14 protein-coding genes are annotated in these 17,120 nt (G+C 67.9%); all 14 read right to left on the reverse strand.

Annotated features, from left to right (window positions below; genetic code table 11):
* Positions 1 to 58: 58 nt before the first annotated feature.
* Complete coding sequence (locus tag FGS76_RS10960; RefSeq protein WP_138772684.1) at positions 59 to 1,351, reverse strand: adenylosuccinate synthase; 1,293 nt, start codon at positions 1,349 to 1,351, stop codon at positions 59 to 61.
* Between the two features lie 18 nt (positions 1,352 to 1,369).
* Positions 1,370 to 2,548, reverse strand: coding sequence for an ATP phosphoribosyltransferase regulatory subunit (locus FGS76_RS10965; RefSeq protein WP_138772685.1), 1,179 nt, complete (start codon positions 2,546 to 2,548; stop codon positions 1,370 to 1,372).
* Positions 2,549 to 2,727: 179 nt separating this feature from the next.
* The gene (locus FGS76_RS10970) at positions 2,728 to 3,438 is read right to left on the reverse strand and encodes a response regulator transcription factor (RefSeq protein ID WP_138772686.1); all 711 of its coding nucleotides are present in this window, start codon (positions 3,436 to 3,438) and stop codon (positions 2,728 to 2,730) included.
* A gap of 293 nt (positions 3,439 to 3,731) precedes the next feature.
* Positions 3,732 to 4,481 (reverse strand): response regulator transcription factor, encoded by a 750-nt coding sequence (locus tag FGS76_RS10975; RefSeq protein WP_138772687.1) that lies wholly within the window; start codon positions 4,479 to 4,481, stop codon positions 3,732 to 3,734.
* Positions 4,478 to 6,226: a hybrid sensor histidine kinase/response regulator gene (locus FGS76_RS10980; protein WP_138772688.1), complete on the reverse strand. Its 1,749-nt coding sequence runs from the start codon at positions 6,224 to 6,226 to the stop codon at positions 4,478 to 4,480. The genes FGS76_RS10975 and FGS76_RS10980 overlap by 4 nt, the downstream gene beginning before the upstream one ends.
* A 453-nt stretch (positions 6,227 to 6,679) precedes the next feature.
* Positions 6,680 to 7,762: a protease modulator HflC gene (gene hflC, locus FGS76_RS10985; protein ID WP_138772689.1), complete on the reverse strand. Its 1,083-nt coding sequence runs from the start codon at positions 7,760 to 7,762 to the stop codon at positions 6,680 to 6,682.
* Complete coding sequence (gene hflK / locus FGS76_RS10990) at positions 7,762 to 8,949, reverse strand: FtsH protease activity modulator HflK (protein ID WP_138772690.1); 1,188 nt, start codon at positions 8,947 to 8,949, stop codon at positions 7,762 to 7,764. Before hflK ends, hflC begins: the two co-directional genes overlap by 1 nt.
* Before the next feature lie 11 nt (positions 8,950 to 8,960).
* Positions 8,961 to 10,328 carry a ribosome rescue GTPase HflX gene (gene hflX, locus FGS76_RS10995; RefSeq protein WP_138772691.1) on the reverse strand — a complete coding sequence of 456 codons (1,368 nt, stop codon included), beginning with the start codon at positions 10,326 to 10,328 and terminating at the stop codon, positions 8,961 to 8,963.
* A gap of 80 nt (positions 10,329 to 10,408) precedes the next feature.
* The gene (gene hfq / locus FGS76_RS11000) at positions 10,409 to 10,705 is read right to left on the reverse strand and encodes an RNA chaperone Hfq (protein WP_138772692.1); all 297 of its coding nucleotides are present in this window, start codon (positions 10,703 to 10,705) and stop codon (positions 10,409 to 10,411) included.
* Between the two features lie 255 nt (positions 10,706 to 10,960).
* Positions 10,961 to 11,947, reverse strand: coding sequence for a tRNA (adenosine(37)-N6)-dimethylallyltransferase MiaA (gene miaA / locus FGS76_RS11005; protein ID WP_138772693.1), 987 nt, complete (start codon positions 11,945 to 11,947; stop codon positions 10,961 to 10,963).
* Positions 11,948 to 13,813: a DNA mismatch repair endonuclease MutL gene (gene mutL / locus FGS76_RS11010; RefSeq protein ID WP_138772694.1), complete on the reverse strand. Its 1,866-nt coding sequence runs from the start codon at positions 13,811 to 13,813 to the stop codon at positions 11,948 to 11,950.
* An 11-nt stretch (positions 13,814 to 13,824) separates the two neighbouring features.
* A complete protein-coding gene (locus FGS76_RS11015) occupies positions 13,825 to 15,186 on the reverse strand; it encodes an N-acetylmuramoyl-L-alanine amidase (RefSeq protein WP_240692510.1) in 1,362 nt (453 codons plus the stop codon).
* Positions 15,173 to 15,613: a tRNA (adenosine(37)-N6)-threonylcarbamoyltransferase complex ATPase subunit type 1 TsaE gene (gene tsaE, locus FGS76_RS11020; protein WP_138772695.1), complete on the reverse strand. Its 441-nt coding sequence runs from the start codon at positions 15,611 to 15,613 to the stop codon at positions 15,173 to 15,175. Before tsaE ends, FGS76_RS11015 begins: the two co-directional genes overlap by 14 nt.
* Positions 15,597 to 17,093: an NAD(P)H-hydrate dehydratase gene (locus FGS76_RS11025; protein WP_138772696.1), complete on the reverse strand. Its 1,497-nt coding sequence runs from the start codon at positions 17,091 to 17,093 to the stop codon at positions 15,597 to 15,599. Before FGS76_RS11025 ends, tsaE begins: the two co-directional genes overlap by 17 nt.
* Positions 17,094 to 17,120: the final 27 nt, after the last annotated feature.

Raw genomic sequence — 17,120 nt, forward strand, 5'->3', positions numbered from 1 at the left:
TGAAGTCGCTCCTACCGCGAAATTCGATGTAGGAGCGACTTCAGTCGCGATAAGGCGCTTACCCGAACGGGTGGCGCTTGATGATGGTCTCGGCCCGGTCCGGGCCGGTGGAGATGATGTCGATGGGGGCGCCGGTCACTTCCTCGATGCGCTTGAGGTAAGCGCGGGCGTTTTCCGGCAGGTCCTCGAGCTTTTTCACGCCGATGGTGGATTCCTGCCAGCCGGGCACGGATTCGTACACCGGCGTCACTTCCGCGTAGCTGTCCGCGTCCCAGGCGCATTCCAGGGTTTCACCGTCGGGGCCCTTGTAGCCCACGCAGATGTTCACCTCTTCCAGGCCATCCAACACGTCCAGCTTGGTCAGGCACAGGCCGCTGATCGAGTTGATCTGGATGGCGCGCTTCAGGGCGACCGCGTCGAACCAGCCGCAACGGCGGGCACGGCCGGTGGTGGCGCCGAACTCGTGGCCTTTCTCCGCCAGGTGGCGGCCGGTTTCGTCGAACAGCTCGGTGGGGAAAGGACCGCCGCCGACGCGGGTGGTGTAGGCCTTGGTGATGCCCAGCACATAGTCCAGATAGAGCGGCCCGAAGCCGGTGCCGGTGGCGGTGCCGCCGGCGGTGGTGTTGGAGCTGGTCACGTAGGGATAGGTGCCGTGGTCGATGTCCAGCAGGGTGCCCTGGGCGCCCTCGAACATGATGTTCTCACCCTTCTCACGAGCACCGTGCAGGCGGGCGGTGACGTCGCACACCATGGCGCGGATTTCCTCGGCCTGGGCCAGGGTCTCATCCAGGGTTTGCTGGAAATCCACCGGCTCGGCGTTGTAGAAGCTGCGCAGGATGAAGTTGTGGTAGTCCATCACTTCGCCGAGCTTGGCGGCGAAACGCTCGCGGTGGAACACATCGCCCAGGCGCACGCCCCGGCGCGCTACCTTGTCTTCGTAGGCCGGGCCGATGCCACGGCCGGTGGTGCCGATCTTCTGGGCGCCACGGGCCACTTCCCGGGCCTGGTCCAGGGCGGCGTGCACCGGCAGGATCAGCGGGCAGGCGGAAGACAGGCGCAGGCGCTCGCGCACCGGCACGCCCTTTTCTTCCAGGCCACGGATTTCCGTGAGCAGCGCCTCCAGCGACAGCACCACGCCATTGCCGATCAGGCACTGGACGTTTTCGCGCAGGATGCCGGAGGGAATCAGGTGCAGGACGGTTTTCTCACCGTCGATCACCAGGGTGTGGCCGGCGTTGTGGCCGCCCTGGAAGCGCGCCACGTAGGCGGCCTGGTCGGTGAGCAGATCGACGATCTTGCCCTTGCCTTCATCACCCCATTGGGTACCGAGAATGACTACGTTCTTGCCCATGGCTGTTCGCTTGGCCTGTCAGAAGGAAATGGGTTGAAGAGTCCAGCCCCCGTCGGCGACCACCAGTTCGCGGTCGCAGCCGAGTTCGGCCGGATCGTTGTCGGCGCCGTCCAGGGCCAGCAGTACGCGCTCGCCCTGTGCGCGCAGTTGCGCGACCCGCTCGCGGAAGTCCGGGTCGTCGAGGCCGCCGCGGGCCAGAATGCCTGCACCGCGGGGCACCGGCGTCAGCGACGCCAGTTTCTTGAGATCGGCGCTGAAGCCGGTGGCCGGACGGGCGCGACCGAACACTTCGCCGATATGGTCGTAGCGGCCGCCCTTGGCCAGCGGCTCGCTGTCGCCGGGCAGGTAGGCGGCGAACACACAGCCGGTGTGGTAGTGATAACCGCGCAGCTCGCCCAGGTCCAGGTGCACCCGGGCGCCGCGCCCTTCCAGCACCGTGGCCAGCCGTTCCAGCTCCGCCAGCGCCTCGATGGCCGCCGGGAAATCCGCCAGCAGCTCACCGGCCTGGGGGAACACGCCGCCGTCGCCGTCCAGGAACGGCAGCGCCGCCAGGGCGCGCGCCGCGTTGGCCGGCAGGGTGCGCTCGGCCAGGAAACGGTCCAGTTCGGTGCGCGCCTTGCGCAGATAGATGTCTTCCAGGGTGCCCTGCTCGGCGGGGGCCAGGTCACTGGCTTCCAGCAGCGCGCGGAAGATGCCCACATGGCCCAGATCCAGCACCACGCGCTCACCGGCGCCGGCCAGCTCCAGGGTCTCGAGCAGCAACAGCACCACCTCCAGGTCGCTGTCGGCGCCGGCGTGGCCGAACAGCTCGACGCCGAGCTGATAGGGCAGCCGGGTGCCGCCGGCCTGGGCCGGCCGGGCGCGCAGCGCGGTGGAGCAATAGCAGAGCCGGGTGGGGCCGTTACGGCGCAGGCCGTGGGCGTCGATGCGCGCCACCTGCGGGGTCATGTCGGCGCGCACGCCCATCAGACGGCCGGTCAGTTGATCGGTGATCTTGAAGGTGTCCCGTTCCAGATCACGACCGGCGCCATTGAGGAGGGATTCGAGAAATTCGATCAGCGGCGGATAGACCAGTTCGTAACCCCAGGATCGATACAGATCCAGAGCCCGCCGGCGCAGTTGTTCGATGGCCCGGGCGCGTTCGGGGAGTACTTCCTCGACGCCGTCGGGCAGCAGCCACTGTTCTTCCTGATTCATCCGGGACCGTACCAACAGCAGGAGGCCGACGTGATGACAACGCCGGCCCGATGAGTCTCAGTCTGCGGTCATCGGGAGTGGGCTCACCCTCCGACGGCCACAAAAAAACCGGGTCCTTCGGGCCCGGTTGCGGGAGTCTAACACGTCCGCCCAGCAGCAGGTACCTTCCGCCGGGCGCTTCAATCCGGCGGATGGTCGCCCTCGATCAACCCGGCGAAGCGCCAGACGCCACCGGATTCCCGCAGCGGCGGCGGCAGCGGCGTGAAGGCGGCGATCTTGCGGCGCAGGCGCCACACCATGCGTCCCAGCAGACGCCGCTCAAACGCCGCCCCGGGCCGCACCAGCAGCGCCCCCAGGCGGTCGGCGTCGAGCCCGTCGCCGCCGGCGGCGGCCAGGGCGCGCAGCAGGTCCCGTTCATGGCCGTTGAGGGCGATGTCGGCGCCGTCCGGCGCGCACAGCAGCCAGCCCTGGTCGGCCAGCCGCCAGTCACGCTGATACCGGGAACCCGGCTCGCCGGGCTCCAGCCGCCGGGACAGGCGCTGCAGGGTCGCCACCAGCACCCGGGTTTCCACCGGTTTCACCAGGTAGGCGTCGGCGCCATCACGCAGACCGAGCAACTGGTGCTCGTGGCTGCCATAGCCGGACAGCAACACCACGGGAATATTGGTCTGCCGTCTCAGCCGGCGGCTCACCGAGAAACCGTCCTCGTCGGGCAGGCCGATATTGAGCACCACCAGGTCGAAGCGGTGGAGGGAGAAATGACGCCACAGGGACGCCGCGTCGGCGTAGCCGTCCACCTGAAAGCCGCTGCCGGCCAGATCCCGCAGCAACAGGGCGCGCATCGGCCCATAGTCTTCCACCACCGCCACACGCGGGCGGGGGCTAGGCACGGCGGCGGCCTCGGTGCGCGGTTCCGGGTCGGCGCGATGGCCGTGCCCGACGCTTTCCCAAACATGGCATAAATAGGGTGGCAGTTACCTGAACGGCGTCGGCGGCGGCGCCGTCCGGCCCGCCCCGGTGAGCCGGTGACGCACCGGCCCGGGCCGGCGAGCAACACCGACGTTAGCGTTGATGGTCAGCGCGACTCTAGGGAAAACCGTGAACCTGTTCACCAATCTTGATATAGCTACCCGCTCACTTTTCGCTCACAAGGGCCTTCTTACAAAGGCCTTCTCGCCGCCGGTCAGTCCACCGGATCGGCGATGGCGCGCTCCTCACTCATGCCATTCACCAGGTAGCCCACGCCGCGCACCGCTTCCAGCGGCAAGGTCCAGCGGCTCACCGCGCGAATCTTGCGGCGCAGCCGGTAAATCACCATTTCCAGCCGGTGCGGGTCAAAGGCGTGCACCTCCCGGGTGAGCGCGCGGATCAGCCTTTCCCGGTCAATCGGGCGCCCTTCGGCGCGAATCAGGCAGCGCAGCATATCCCGCTCGTAGGCGGTAAGAATCACATCATGGTGGTCGGGGGTACAGAGTTTCCAGCCATCCGCGGTCAGGCGCCAGCCGGCGTCGTCACCGTCGGACTCGCTGGCGGTGGGCGCCGGCACCGGCGCGTGCCGGCCGCGCAAACGCCGGCCCAGGCTCTCCAGGGTGGCCACCAGCACCGGGTAATCCACCGGTTTGGTCAGGTAGGCGTCGGCGCCATGGCGCAGCCCGCGCACCTGGTCCGCGCTGGCGGAGTAACCGGTGAGCATGACGATGCCGACCTGGGAGGAGGTGCGCAGATGTTCCGCCACCGACAGGCCGTCCTCGCCGGGCAGGCCCACGTCGAGCACGATCAGGTCGCAGTGGGACACGGTCAAATGCCGCCAGAGCGCGGTGGCGTCGGCGCAGCCCTTCACATTGAAACCACTGGCGGCGATTGCCTGTATCACCAGTTCCCGCTGTTCCGCGTCGTCCTCCACGACTACCACATTGAGTCGTCGTTCGCTCATCCACCCTCTCCTTCATCACACGCCTGTTCCGGCGAAGTGGTCAACATAAAGACATACTGCATCAGCAAATCCGGCGAGATCGGCTTGGGCAGCCGCTCCACGTCCGGCGGCAGATCCCGGGCCAGCTCCGCGGCCTCGGGCAGGTAATCGGAAATCAGCACCATGGCCAGATCGGGATACAGCGGCCGCAGCCGCCGGATCAGCGCCAGACCATCCAGCCCGGGCATGCGGTAATCGGTGACCAGTACATCCGGCACGCCCCCTCGCACGATCACCCGCCAGGCCTCACGGCCATCGCGGGCGCCGAGCACCCGGCAGCCCCCACGCTCCAGGGTGCGCGCCAGCATCGAGCGCAGCTCGTCATCGTCGTCCACCAGCAGCACCCGTGGCGACGCCCCATCCGACAAGGCCACCGGCGCCGGCAGCCGCAGCCGGAAACAGCTGCCGGCGCCCGGGGTGCTGTCCACCAGGATCTCGCCGCCGGCTTCATGGATCACCTTGCCGACCACCGCCAGCCCCAGGCCGGTGCCGCTGCTCTGCGATTTGGTGGTAAAGAAGGGCTCGAAGATACGGCGGCGCACGTCCTCCTCCATGCCCTCGCCGGTATCGCTCAGCAGGATCTCCACCAGCGACCGGCCGCGCTCGTCCCGCACCGCCTCCACGGCCAGCCGGAAGCGGCCGCCCTCGGGCATGGCGTCCCGGGCGTTGCTGGCCACGTTCAGCACCGCCAGTTCCAGCTGGCCCCGGTCGGCGCGCACCGGCAGGTTGGTGGCGGGCAGGGCCAGCTCGATGCGCACGCGGGGATCGAACAACTGGCGCAGCATGCTTTCCAGCCCTCCCAGGGCCTCACACAGATCGAACACCTCCGGGTGCGCCACGTCCTGGCGGCTGAAGTTGAGCAGCTTGCGGCTGATGGCGGCGCCACGGCGGGCCGCCGCTTCCACCCCCGCCAGGGCCTCACGAAGGGGCTCCATGCCGGCGTGGCGGTCACGCCACTGGGCATAACCGAGAATCACGCCGAGAATATTATTGAAATCATGGGCCACGCCGCCGGCCAGCTGGCCGATGGCTTTCACTTTCTGAACATGCACCAGTTGATCCATGGTGTGCTCCCGTTCTTCTTTTTCTGCTTTCAAGGAACGCCGGGCCTGCTCTAATTCCCGATGACGCTCTTCCACCTCCAAAAGATGGGCCTGGAGACCGGCCAGGGTGCTGTCGAGCACCACCGCCACCACCAGGAACCCGGTCATCAGACCGATGGCCACTTCCCAGATCACCCCGGCGCCAGTCCCGCCGATGCGCTCCAGCGCCGCCCCCAGCAGCACGCATCCCCAGGTAAACGCCAGCGTGGCCCACAACGCCCGGCGCCCGAACAGCAGCCCGGCCAGCGCCAATGGCAGCACCGGGATAACCTGCAGCGGCCCCGGGCCGCGCAGGCCGTTGAGGGCATAAATCACCGGTATCAGCACCAGGCAACCGGCCAGAAACAACGCCCCGCCGAGCCGAAAGCGCCCCAGGCGCACACAGACGAAACTGATCCCGGCCAGCACCGCCATCCCGGTGTGGGCGACCAGACAAGTCCATTCGATGCCCCGCGGCGCCTGGCCGATGCCCAGACGCAGTCCCCAAAACAGCGGCACCAGCACGCCAATCAGCAACAGCAACGTTTGCAGGGCCCGCGCCCCGCGCTGTTCGCCTTCGCCCACCGGTACCCGCGCCAACCAGTCGCGCGCTTTGTTGTGCATTCCGCCTTGTCTCCCTGCGCCGGCGCGCCCAGGCGAAGAGCCAACGCCCCAATACCCATCCCGACTGGCGTGCCCCGCGCGCCATTATGCCATTAATTGACTAATGCTGGTGCCTGGTGATGTATCACCCTAATCCACCGGGCTCCGCTTCGGAATATGGCAAGAGCGTGCCTATTAATACCACTGTTGGCCCCCGTCCGTATTCCCACGATGGTCTAAGGGGCACCGGCCGGGTGACCGGAAAGAAATATGGCTCCGCTGATGCGCGGCCAGGATCGCCGCAGGAGCGGCTTCAGCCGCGATGAAAGATCGCACCGGGGTTGATCGCGACTGAAGTCGCTCCTGCGGGGCCCGGAAGGGCCTCGTGCTGAGGGCTGGCGGGCGTTTCCGTGGGACCGCGCGCCGGACAAAAAAAACCCGCCGTGAAGGCGGGCTTTTTTTCCGGGGGCCGGGTTATTTGGCCTCGGATTGCTTCATGTACCGGAAGAACTCGCTGTCCGGTGACAGAATCAACAGGTCGTCACTGGAATTGAAGCTGTCCCGGTAGGCCTGCAAGCTGCGGTAGAAGCGGAAGAACTCCCGGTCCTTGGAATAGGCGTCGGCGTAGACATTGGTGGCGCGGGCATCGCCCTCACCCCGGGTCTTCTGCGCCCCTTCGTAGGCCTGGGCCAGGATCTCGGTGCGTTCCCGGTCGGCGGCGGCACGGATGCGCTCCGCCACTTCCCGGCCCCGGGCGCGGTGCTCGGCGGCATCCCGGGCGCGTTCCGCCCGCATCCGGTCGAACACCCGGCCACGGACCTGTTCCGGCCAGTCCACCTGTTTGACCCGCACATCCACCACTTCGATGCCCAGATCCTCCATGGTGGCGGCGTTCACTTCCTGGGCCACCGAATTCATCAGCTCCTCGCGCTGATCATCCTTTTCCGGCGGCGGACCGCTGCCGGCGTCCGGGTCCGGCTGGGCCTGGGTCAACGCGACCGCTTCGTCGCTGGCCGCCTGCGCCGCTTCCGTCTGTTCCTGGGCGGAAGTGGTGCCGTTCATCAGCTCGCCGGTGCTCACCGCCGACGGGTCCAGGGCCTCGTCGGGCAGCGCGCCGCCCCGGCCCGCCACCACTTCCTGCACGGTGCGCGAGGCGAACTGGTTACGCAGTGCCTCGTTGACGCGCGGGTCGAGCAGCTCCCGGGCCCGGCGCTCCATGGCCTGGCCGCTGTTGGCGCCGGCGCCGACACTGACGATGTAGCGCTGCACGTCGGCGATGCGCCAGGTCACGAAGGCGTCCACGTTGAGCAGTTTCTTCTCGGCGGTGAGAAACGACTGGGTGGGCACGTCGTGGGTGAGCAGACGCCCATCCACCCGGATCACCTCGTCGATCAGCGGCACCTTGGGATAGATACCCGGCTCGATGTCCGCCTGTTCCACCCGGCTGAAGCGTTTCAGCACGGCCTTCTCGGTTTCATTGACGATGTAGAACGAATCCAGAGCCAGCAGCAACAGCACGCCCACTGCCACCAGCACCAGCCAGCTACGTGTGCCCATCAGCGAATCTCCGTGCGGTTGCTTTGGTACAGGCTGCGCGACGCCGGGCGGCTGCCGCCGCCGTCATCGGCCCCGGCGCTGGACGGGTCCAGGCTGTTGCCGGCCTTGCTGGCGTCGCTGCTCTTGTTACCGCCCTTGGCGGCCCGTCCCTTGAGCATCTGATCCAGCGGCAGATACATCAGGCTGTCCCCATTGGGGATGTCAGCCAGTACCTTGCTGGAGTTGCTCAGCACTTCGGTCATGGTTTGCAGGTACAGGCGCTGACGGGTCACTTCCGGTGCCTTGCGGTACTCGGTGACCATATCGTTGAAGCGCGCCGCGTCACCCAGCGCTTCCGCCACGACACGGGCCTTGTAGGCGTCCGCCTCGGCCTCGATGCGCGCACCCTGACCACGGGCCTGGGGAATCACCGAGTTGTAGTAGGCTTCCGCTTCCTTCTTGAAGCGATCCTCGTCTTCCTTGGCCTTGGCCACGTCGTCGAAGGCATCGCGCACCGCTTCCGGGGCGGCGGTCTTGTCCAGCACCACCTGGTTGATCACCAGACCGGTGTTGTAGCGGTCCAGATAGTCCTGCAGACGTTCGCGCACTTCCAGGCGAATGTCCTCACGGCGGTCCTTGAGCACGCCGTCCATGGTGGAACTGCCCACCACGTGACGCAGCGCGGAGCTGGTGGCATGTTCAAGAATGGCTTCCGGCGCGGCCACGCGCAGCAGGTAGGCCTGCGGGTCCAGCACCTTGTACTGCACCTCCAGGGTCACCGCCACGATGTTGGTGTCCTCGGTGAGCATTTCCTCGCTGAGCTCGTAGCTGCGATTCTGGCCCACGTCCACTTTCATGGTTTGCTCGATGATCGGCGCGCGCCAGTTCAGGCCCGGGTCCACCATGCGGTTGAACTCACCGAAACGCAGCACCACGGCGCGCTGGCTCTGATCCACCACATAGAAGCCCATCAGTACATAGCCGACCACCAGGATGATCAGCACCACCGCCAGCAGACCGCCGGGGAAGCCGCCGGAGGGCTTTTTGCCACCGCCGCCACCGCCGCTTTTGCCGCCGAACAGACTGTTGATTCGATCCTTGAGGTTCTTCAGCGCTTCATCGAGATCCGGCGGACGCTGATCGCCACCGCCGCCACCCCCACCCCAGGGGTCCCTGGGCTTATTGCCGCCGGGTTCATTCCAGGCCATTGAATTCTCCGTTATCCCGCTCTGTGCGAGCGTTCAGGATTGTAGGAAGGGGTCTCCGCGTCTGCAACCGACGGGTCCGGTACCTTTACCTGTTCTTCGTCCAGGTCCGCCTCGCGCAACAGCCGCTCGAAGTGGACCCGGTTGACGTGCACCCGCAGCAACATGCCGCCATCGGTGGTGGCGCGCTCGTCGAGCACCTCACCGGCCTCGTGCAGCCGCGCGCGCAGCTTGCCCGCCGACGGCGGCAACCGCAACCAGCGATCCACCCAGCGGTCCGCCAGGCGTTCCGCGATGGCCGCGTACAGCAGGTCGAAACCCTCGCCGGTGGTGGCCGACAGCCACACCCGCCAGGGCAGTCCGTGCTCGTCCCGTTCTACCCGTGGCGGCTGGTCGAGCCGGTCCACCTTGTTGTAGACGTGCAGCACCGGCACCTGATTGGCGCCGATTTCCTCCAGCACCTCGTTGACCGCGTCCACGTTGGCGTCGCGTTCCTCGGCACTACTGTCTGTCACATGCAGCAGCAAGGAAGCGTTAACGGTCTCTTCCAGGGTGGCCCGGAACGCCTGCACCAGGCGGTGAGGCAGGTGGCGGATAAAGCCCACCGTGTCCGCCAGGATCGCCGGCCCCACCCCGGGCACCCGCACCTTGCGCAGGGTCGGGTCGAGGGTGGCGAACAGCTGGTCCGCCACATACACATCGCCGGTGGTCAGAGCGTTGAACAGGGTGGACTTGCCGGCGTTGGTGTAGCCCACCAGGGAAATCAGCGGCGTCTCCGAGCGGTCCCGGGCGCGGCGGCCCTGGGCGCGCTGCTTGCGCACCTTGTCCAGCCGCGCCTGGATCGAGCGGATGCGGTCACGGAGCAGCCGGCGGTCGGTTTCCAGCTGGGTTTCCCCCGGGCCACGCAGGCCGATGCCGCCTTTCTGGCGCTCCAGGTGGGTCCAGCCCCGCACCAGCCGGGTGGACAGGTGCTGAAGCTGGGCCAGTTCCACCTGCAGCCGCCCCTCATGGGTACGGGCACGCTGGGCGAAGATGTCCAGAATCAGGCCGGTGCGATCCAGCACCCGGCATTTCACCGCACGCTCCAGGTTGCGCTCCTGGCCGGGGCTGAGGGCGTGGTTGAACAACACCACATCCGCCTCGTGGGAGCGCACCAGTTCGGCCAGCTCCTCCACCTTGCCGGAGCCGATGAACAACGCCGGGTCCGGCCGGTCGCGTTTGCTCACCAGCTCGGTCACCGGCTCCACGCCGGAGGACGTGACCAGATGATGGAATTCATCCAGGTCCTCACGGCCCAGGGCATCGGGCAGGTCCAGGTGCACCAGCACGGCTTTTTCGCCGGCGCCGGTACGTACCTGTTCGGTACGGTCAAACAGATCCATGGGTTCCAGTGTATCGAAGGGAAAAAACAAAGCCACGCCGGACGGCGTGGCTTTGGCGGGGGTCGGGCGCGACGAACGGCTTATTGGTTGCCGAAATCGTCACCCACTCCCCCCTGGGCGCCAGCTGCCTGGCCGCCCTGCATGGCCGGATTGCCGCCACTGCCGGCGGCGCGCGGGTTGCGAGCCGGCACCACGGTGGAAATGGCATGCTTGTAAACCATCTGGCTGACCGCGTTCTTCAGCAGAACCACATACTGGTCGAAGGACTCAATCTGGCCTTGCAGTTTGATGCCATTCACCAGGAAGATGGAAACCGGGATGCGTTCCTTTCTCAACGCATTGAGAAAAGGGTCTTGTAGCGAGTGCCCTTTTGACATGGCAAATCTCCTTACATATTCATAAAAAGTGAGCGCCCAAGCGTTCGGGCAATCATCAGCGCTTGCGTCCGGACTTCGCGAGGCCGGCCATCCCTGCCGGACGGCCCGCGGGCCAAGGACTTCTGTATGGCAGCCTTTTCGGAAAAAGGTTTCAGTCCACCTTCCGTAAAGCCCCGCCCGTTCGAGGTCCTCTATGGGGCTTGGTCCCAACAAAAACAAGCCCCGTGGGGCAACTTCAGCCCCCAACCCTCGAGATCAACTAAACACGGTTTTACAAACGCCTGCAAGACGGGCGGCGCACGCCCTGCGACTCTCGTCACGGGCACTGTCGTACCAGGTGAGACCGGGCCATTTGCGCAACCAGGTGAGCTGCCTTTTGGCCAGCTGCCGGGTGGCGATAATACCCTTTTCCACCATCGTCATGTAATCCCAATCCCCGTCCAGATAGTGCCAGACCTGGCGGTAGCCCACCGCCTTCAGCGCCGGCAGATCCGGGTGCAGATCACCGCGCCCGCGCAGGGCCGCCACCTCGTCCACCAGCCCCGCTTCCAACATCGCCCGGAAACGGATCTCGATGCGCCGGTGCAATTCCGCCCGTTCCGGCGCCACCGCCAGGCTGAGCACCGGGTGGGGCAGCCCGGGGAACCGGTAAAAACCGTCCGCCAGCGGTTCGCCGGCGGTATCGTGCTCGCCATGAAAGGCACTCAGCGGCCGGCCGGTGAGGCGGTACACCTCCAGGGCCCGTTGCAGGCGCTGGCGATCGGTGGGCTTGAGGCGGGCGGCACTGGCCGGGTCCACTTCGGCCAGCGCCCGATGCACCGCCGGCCAGCCCTCCCGTTCCGCCAGGGCGGCGATGTGGGCGCGCACCGCCGGGTCCGCCTCCGGTAGCGGCGCCAACCCTTCCACCAGGGCCTTGAAGTACAGCATGGTGCCGCCCACCAGCAGCGGAATCCGCCCGGCGGCGACGATGGCGTCGATCTCGCGTAGCGCATCGGCGCGAAAATCCGCCGCCGAATAGGGCTCCGCCGGGTCCCGGAAACCCAGCAGCCGGTGGGGCGCCCGGGCCAGCTCCGCGTCGGAGGGGCGGGCGGCGCCGATGTTCAGGCCCCGGTACACCAGGGCGGAATCCACATTGATCAGTTCCACCGGCAGGGAGGTCGCCGCCTCGATGGCCAGGTCGGTCTTGCCGGCGGCGGTGGGGCCCATCAACAGAATCACCGGCGGCGCGGTGGCGGCGGCCATCTATTGGCCCCGCATGAACAGCCGGTCCAGGTCCTTGACGGTCATCTGGGTCCAGGTGGGCCGGCCGTGGTTGCACTGGCCGGACCGCTCGGTGGCTTCCATGTCGCGCAGCAGGGCGTTCATTTCCGGTACCGTCAGGCGCCGGTTGGCGCGCACGCTGCCGTGGCAGGCCATGGTGGAGAGCAGTTCGTCGAGCTTCTGTTCGATCCGCTCGCTGCTGCCCTGGGCCAGCAGATCGGAGAGCACGTCGCGCACCAGGGTTTCGCTGTCCGCGTTGCGCAGCAGCGCCGGCACCTCGCGCACCACCAGGGTTTCCGGGCCGGCCCGCTCGACCAGAAAGCCGAGCCGCTGAAACACCTGGGGCTGTTGCTCGGCGAAGTCCGCTTCCCGGGACGACACCGCCATGGACATCGGCACCAGCAGCGGCTGGCTGCGCACTTTTTCCTCGGCCCAGTCCCGCTTCATGCGTTCGTAGGTGATGCGCTCGTGGGCGGCGTGCATGTCCACCAGCACCATGCCGTGTTCGTTCTCGGCGACGATAAAGATGCCGTGCAGTTGCGCCACCGCGTAGCCCAGCGGCGGGGTGCGCCCGGCTTCCGGGGCCTCACTCAGGTCCGGCGCCGGGTTCACCAGGGCACCGTAGGCGCCGGCCTGGCGGGCGCCGTCGGCGATGCCGGCCGGGCGCGGGGCGCCGCCGTAACCGGAGCCACCGCCATAGCCTCCCTGGACGCTCTGCCGGCCATGGCCGAATCCGGCGTCCGCCACGGCGGTATCGTCACGGGGCGTGGTCAGCGGCATGTGCCCCTGGGTGGGCGCCACCTCGGCGGCCAGCGGCCCGCGCTCCGGGCGGCCGTCGTCGCCGGGGCGCACCTCGGCGATGGCCCGGTGCAGGGTACGGAACAGGAAGTCGTGCACCTGACGCTGCTCGCGGAAGCGCACCTCATGCTTGGTGGGGTGCACGTTCACGTCCACCAGCGCCGGGTCCACCTCGAAGAACAGCACATAGGCCGGGTGCCGGCCGTGGTAGAGCACATCGGAGTAGGCCTGGCGCACCGCGTGGCTGACCACCTTGTCGCGGATCACCCGGCCGTTGACGTAGAAATACTGCAGGTCCGCCTGGGAGCGGGAGAAGGTGGGCAGCCCCATCCAGCCGTGCAGCCGCAGGCCGCCGTGTTCGATGTCCACTTCCAGCGACTGCTCCATGAAGGCGCGGCCGCACAGCCGCGCCACCCGGGCGGCGCGCAGGGCGGCGTCGTCGCCGGCGGGCAGTTGGTGGATCACCTTCTGGTTATGGGTGAGCCGGAAGCCGGTCTGGAACTCGCTCAGGGCGACCCGCCGGAACACCTCTTCCAGATGGTTGAATTCGGTTTTTTCGGTGCGCAGGAAACGGCGCCGGGCCGGCGTGTTGAAGAACAGGTCGCGCATGGTCACGGTGGTGCCACGGGGGTGCGCCGCCGGCGCCACGCTGGGGGCCATGTCGCGGCCTTCCACGGTGACCTGCCAGCCCTGGGGCTGGTCGCCGTCGTTGCTGGCCAGGCTCAGCCGCGACACCGAACTGATCGCCGCCAGGGCCTCGCCCCGGAACCCCAGAGTGCCGATGGCCTCCAGGTCTTCCTGGCTCTGGATCTTGCTGGTGGCGTGGCGGGACAGGGCCAGGGGCAGGTCGTCGTGGCCAATGCCGGCGCCGTCGTCACGCACCTTCACCAGCTTGATGCCGCCCTGCTCCACGTCCACGGTGATTTGCCGGGCGCCGGCGTCCAGGGCGTTTTCCAGCAGCTCCTTGAGCACCGAGGCGGGACGCTCCACCACCTCGCCGGCGGCGATCTGGTTGGCGAGTCGGGAATCCAGCCGGTGAATCTTTGCCACGGTGCGAAACCTCAGGATTGAGGGATAACCAGCGTCTGGCCGACGATGATGCGGTCATCCTGAATATTATTGACGGAGCGCAGCGCCTGCTCGGAGACCTGGTGCCGCCGGGCGATGCCGGACAGGGTGTCACCGGGCTGAATCCGGTACTGGCCGTCATTGTGGGAGCGCTGGGCGGCGAACCAGCTGCCCGGTGCCGGATGCGTGCGGAAGTACCGTTCCACGCCCGCCACGATGGAGCGCGCGAGTTTGTCCTGATGGGCACTGGAACGCAAATTCCGCGCCTCCTCCTTGTTAGAGATAAAGCCGGTCTCCACCAGCACCGATACCATCTCCGGCTCCTTGAGCACCACGAAGGCGGCCTGTTCCACGGTGTCCCGGCCGCCGTGCAGGCGGGTGATCTGCCCCATCTCGCCGAGAATCTGCCGGCCCAGGTAAAGGCTGTGGGCCATGGAGCCGCTCATGCGCATGTCCGCCAGCACGCTGAGCAGGTTGGAGTCGTCCTTTTCTTCCTCGTAGACGCCGGCCACCTTGTCCGATTCGTTGGCCATTTCCGCCAGGTAACGGGCACGGGCACTGGTGGCGCCCCGGTTGGACAGGGCGAACACGCTGGCGCCGTGGGCGCGGGGGTCGGTGAAGGCGTCGGCGTGGATCGAGATGAACACGTCGGCGTGGTTGTCCTGGCGGGCGATGCGGCGCCGTTCCGCCAGCGGCACATAGTAGTCGCCGTCGCGCACCAGCACCGCCTTCATGCCGGGCTGGGCGTCGATGCGCGCCTTCACTTTCTTGGCGATCTGCAGCACCACGTCCTTTTCGCGCAGCCCGCCGGGGCCGGACGCGCCCGGGTCCTCACCACCATGGCCCGGGTCCACGGCGACGATCATGTCGCGGGGCTCACCGGAGTCCACCTCCGGCTTGTCCACGGTTTTCACCGGCTCCGGCGTGCTGTCGAACAGATCCACCACCAGACGCCAGTCGTGGGGCGCCACCGGTTTGAGCAGGTTGGTGCGCGGCCGCACCGCCTCGGACAGGTCGAACACCACCCGGGTCATGCCCGGATGCTGGCCCACGCGAATGCCGGTGATCGGGCTGTCGCTGATGTCCAGGGTGGCCATGTCGAAATCCAGCTCGGTGTCCGGCAGGTCCACCACGATGCGGTCCGGATTGGCCAGCTTGTCGATGGAATGCTCCACCGGCTGGGGCAGGTCGAACACGATACGGGTGTGGTCCGGCGCCCGGTGCAGACGCACGGAATCCACGGTGACCGCCTGGACGGCGCCGCAGATCAGCATCCCCACCGCCATCAGCGCCAGGGTCAGCGCCCGGCGCGGGCCGTTTTTGCGCTTAATGCTGTCGCGCTTAATGTTGGCCATCGGCCCATTCCAGCTTGGCATGTCGTCCCCGTCCCTCCACGGCCAGGGTCACGGTCAGGTCCGGCTCCGGAATCATGCCCCGGCCCCGTTCTGGCCACTCCAGCAGGCACAGCGCCCGACCGTCAAAATAATCGCGGATACCGATCATCTCCAGCTCCTCGGGATCACCGAGCCGGTACAGATCGAAATGATAGATAGGGACCCCACCGGTTTCATAGGGTTCCACCAGGGTATAGGTGGGGCTTTTCACCGCGCCCCGGTGTCCCAGGGCCTGCAACAGGCCGCGCACCAGGGTGGTCTTGCCGGCGCCCAGGTCACCGCGCAGGTAAACGCAGGCCCCCGGCGTCAGCCGATGGGCCAGCTCCGCACCCAACGCCAGGGTAGCGGCCTCGTCGTCAAGCCGGTGTTGTTCAGTGATCGTGGCCATTCAGTTCCCGGCGCAGGTCCATCAACAGATCGGTGGCCAGCAGGCCCCGTTCCCCGTCCCGGCGCGCCGCGCCGTCGGCGGCGCGGGCATGCACCATGGCGCCCAGGGCGGCGGCCGGGTACGGCGGCAGGCCCTGGGCCAGCAGCGCGGCGATCACCCCGGTGAGCAGGTCACCCATGCCGCCGCTGCCCATGCCCGGGTTGCCGTCGCTGATCAGGGCGGTGCCCTCGGCGCCACGCACCAGCGTGCCCAGCCCCTTGAGGAGCACAGCGCCGCCGTAGCGGGCGGCCAGCGACTCCACCGCCGCGAAGCGGTCACCCTGCACGGCGCCGGTGCCGCTGTCCAGCAACCGGGCCGCCTCGCCGGGGTGCGGCGTGAGCACCCAGTCCTGGCGGGCGTCCGGCTGCCATTCGGCGATCAGGGTCAGGGCGTCCGCGTCCACCACCAGCGGCAGGCCGCTGTCCAGGGCCGCTTCCAGCAGCGCCCGGCCCCAGGCGTCCAGGCCCAGCCCCGGGCCGATGGCCACCACGGTGGCGCGCTCCAGCAACGGCGTCAGTTGCGCCACCTCGTCCACCGCCCGCGCCATCACTTCCGGTTGGCGGGCCAGCAACGGCGCCACGTGTTCGGCGCGGGTGGCCAGGCTCACCAGCCCGGCGCCGGCGTGGCCGGCGGCCTGGGCGGTGAGCATGGGGGCGCCACCAAATCCGTGGTCGCCGCCGATCACCAGCACATGCCCGTAGGTCTTTTTGTAGCCGTCACGGCGGCGCGGCGGCAGCCAGTGGGCCCGGTCCGCCGGTGTCGGCCGCCATACCGGGTCGTCGATGCGCTGGTGCACGCGCCGCTCCACGCCCAGGCCGTCGAACAGCAACTCGCCGGTGCACACCGGGCCGATGCCGGTGAGCAGCCCGCGATTGACGCCAATAAAGGTGAGCGTACAGGTGGCGTGCAGCACCGCGCCGGTGGAGGCGCCGCTGTCGGCGGCCAGGCCGGAGGGCACGTCCACCGCCAGCACCGGCTTGCCCAGCCGGTCCAGAGCTTCGATCAGCGCCTTCTTGTCGTCCCGCAGGACGCCGGACAGGCCGGTGCCGAACAGGGCGTCCACCAGCACCGGCGCGTCCACCGGCAGGTGGTCCGGGGTCAACGGCCGCATCGGCACGCCCAGGTCCCGGGCGCGGCGCGCCATGGTCAGGGCATCGCCGGTCATTTCCTCCACCGGCCGGTCCTGGTGGATCACCGGTTGCAGGCCGGCTTCCCGGGCCAGGCACGCCACCACGTAGCCGTCGCCGCCATTGTTGCCGCCACCGCACAGAATCGCCGGCCGGGTCACGCCGGGCCAGCGCTGCACCAACAGCTCGAAGGCGGCGCGCCCGGCCCGCTCCATCAGTTGTTCACCGCTCAGCCCGGCCTCGCCGGCCAGGCGGTCCAGCTCGCGGGTTTGAGCGGCACTGTAAAGACGATCGGGTAACGATCTTACCGACATGGACTGTTATCCTTGGCTCCGCCGTGG

Source organism: Alloalcanivorax gelatiniphagus, assembly GCF_005938655.1.
Lineage (GTDB): Bacteria > Pseudomonadota > Gammaproteobacteria > Pseudomonadales > Alcanivoracaceae > Alloalcanivorax > Alloalcanivorax gelatiniphagus.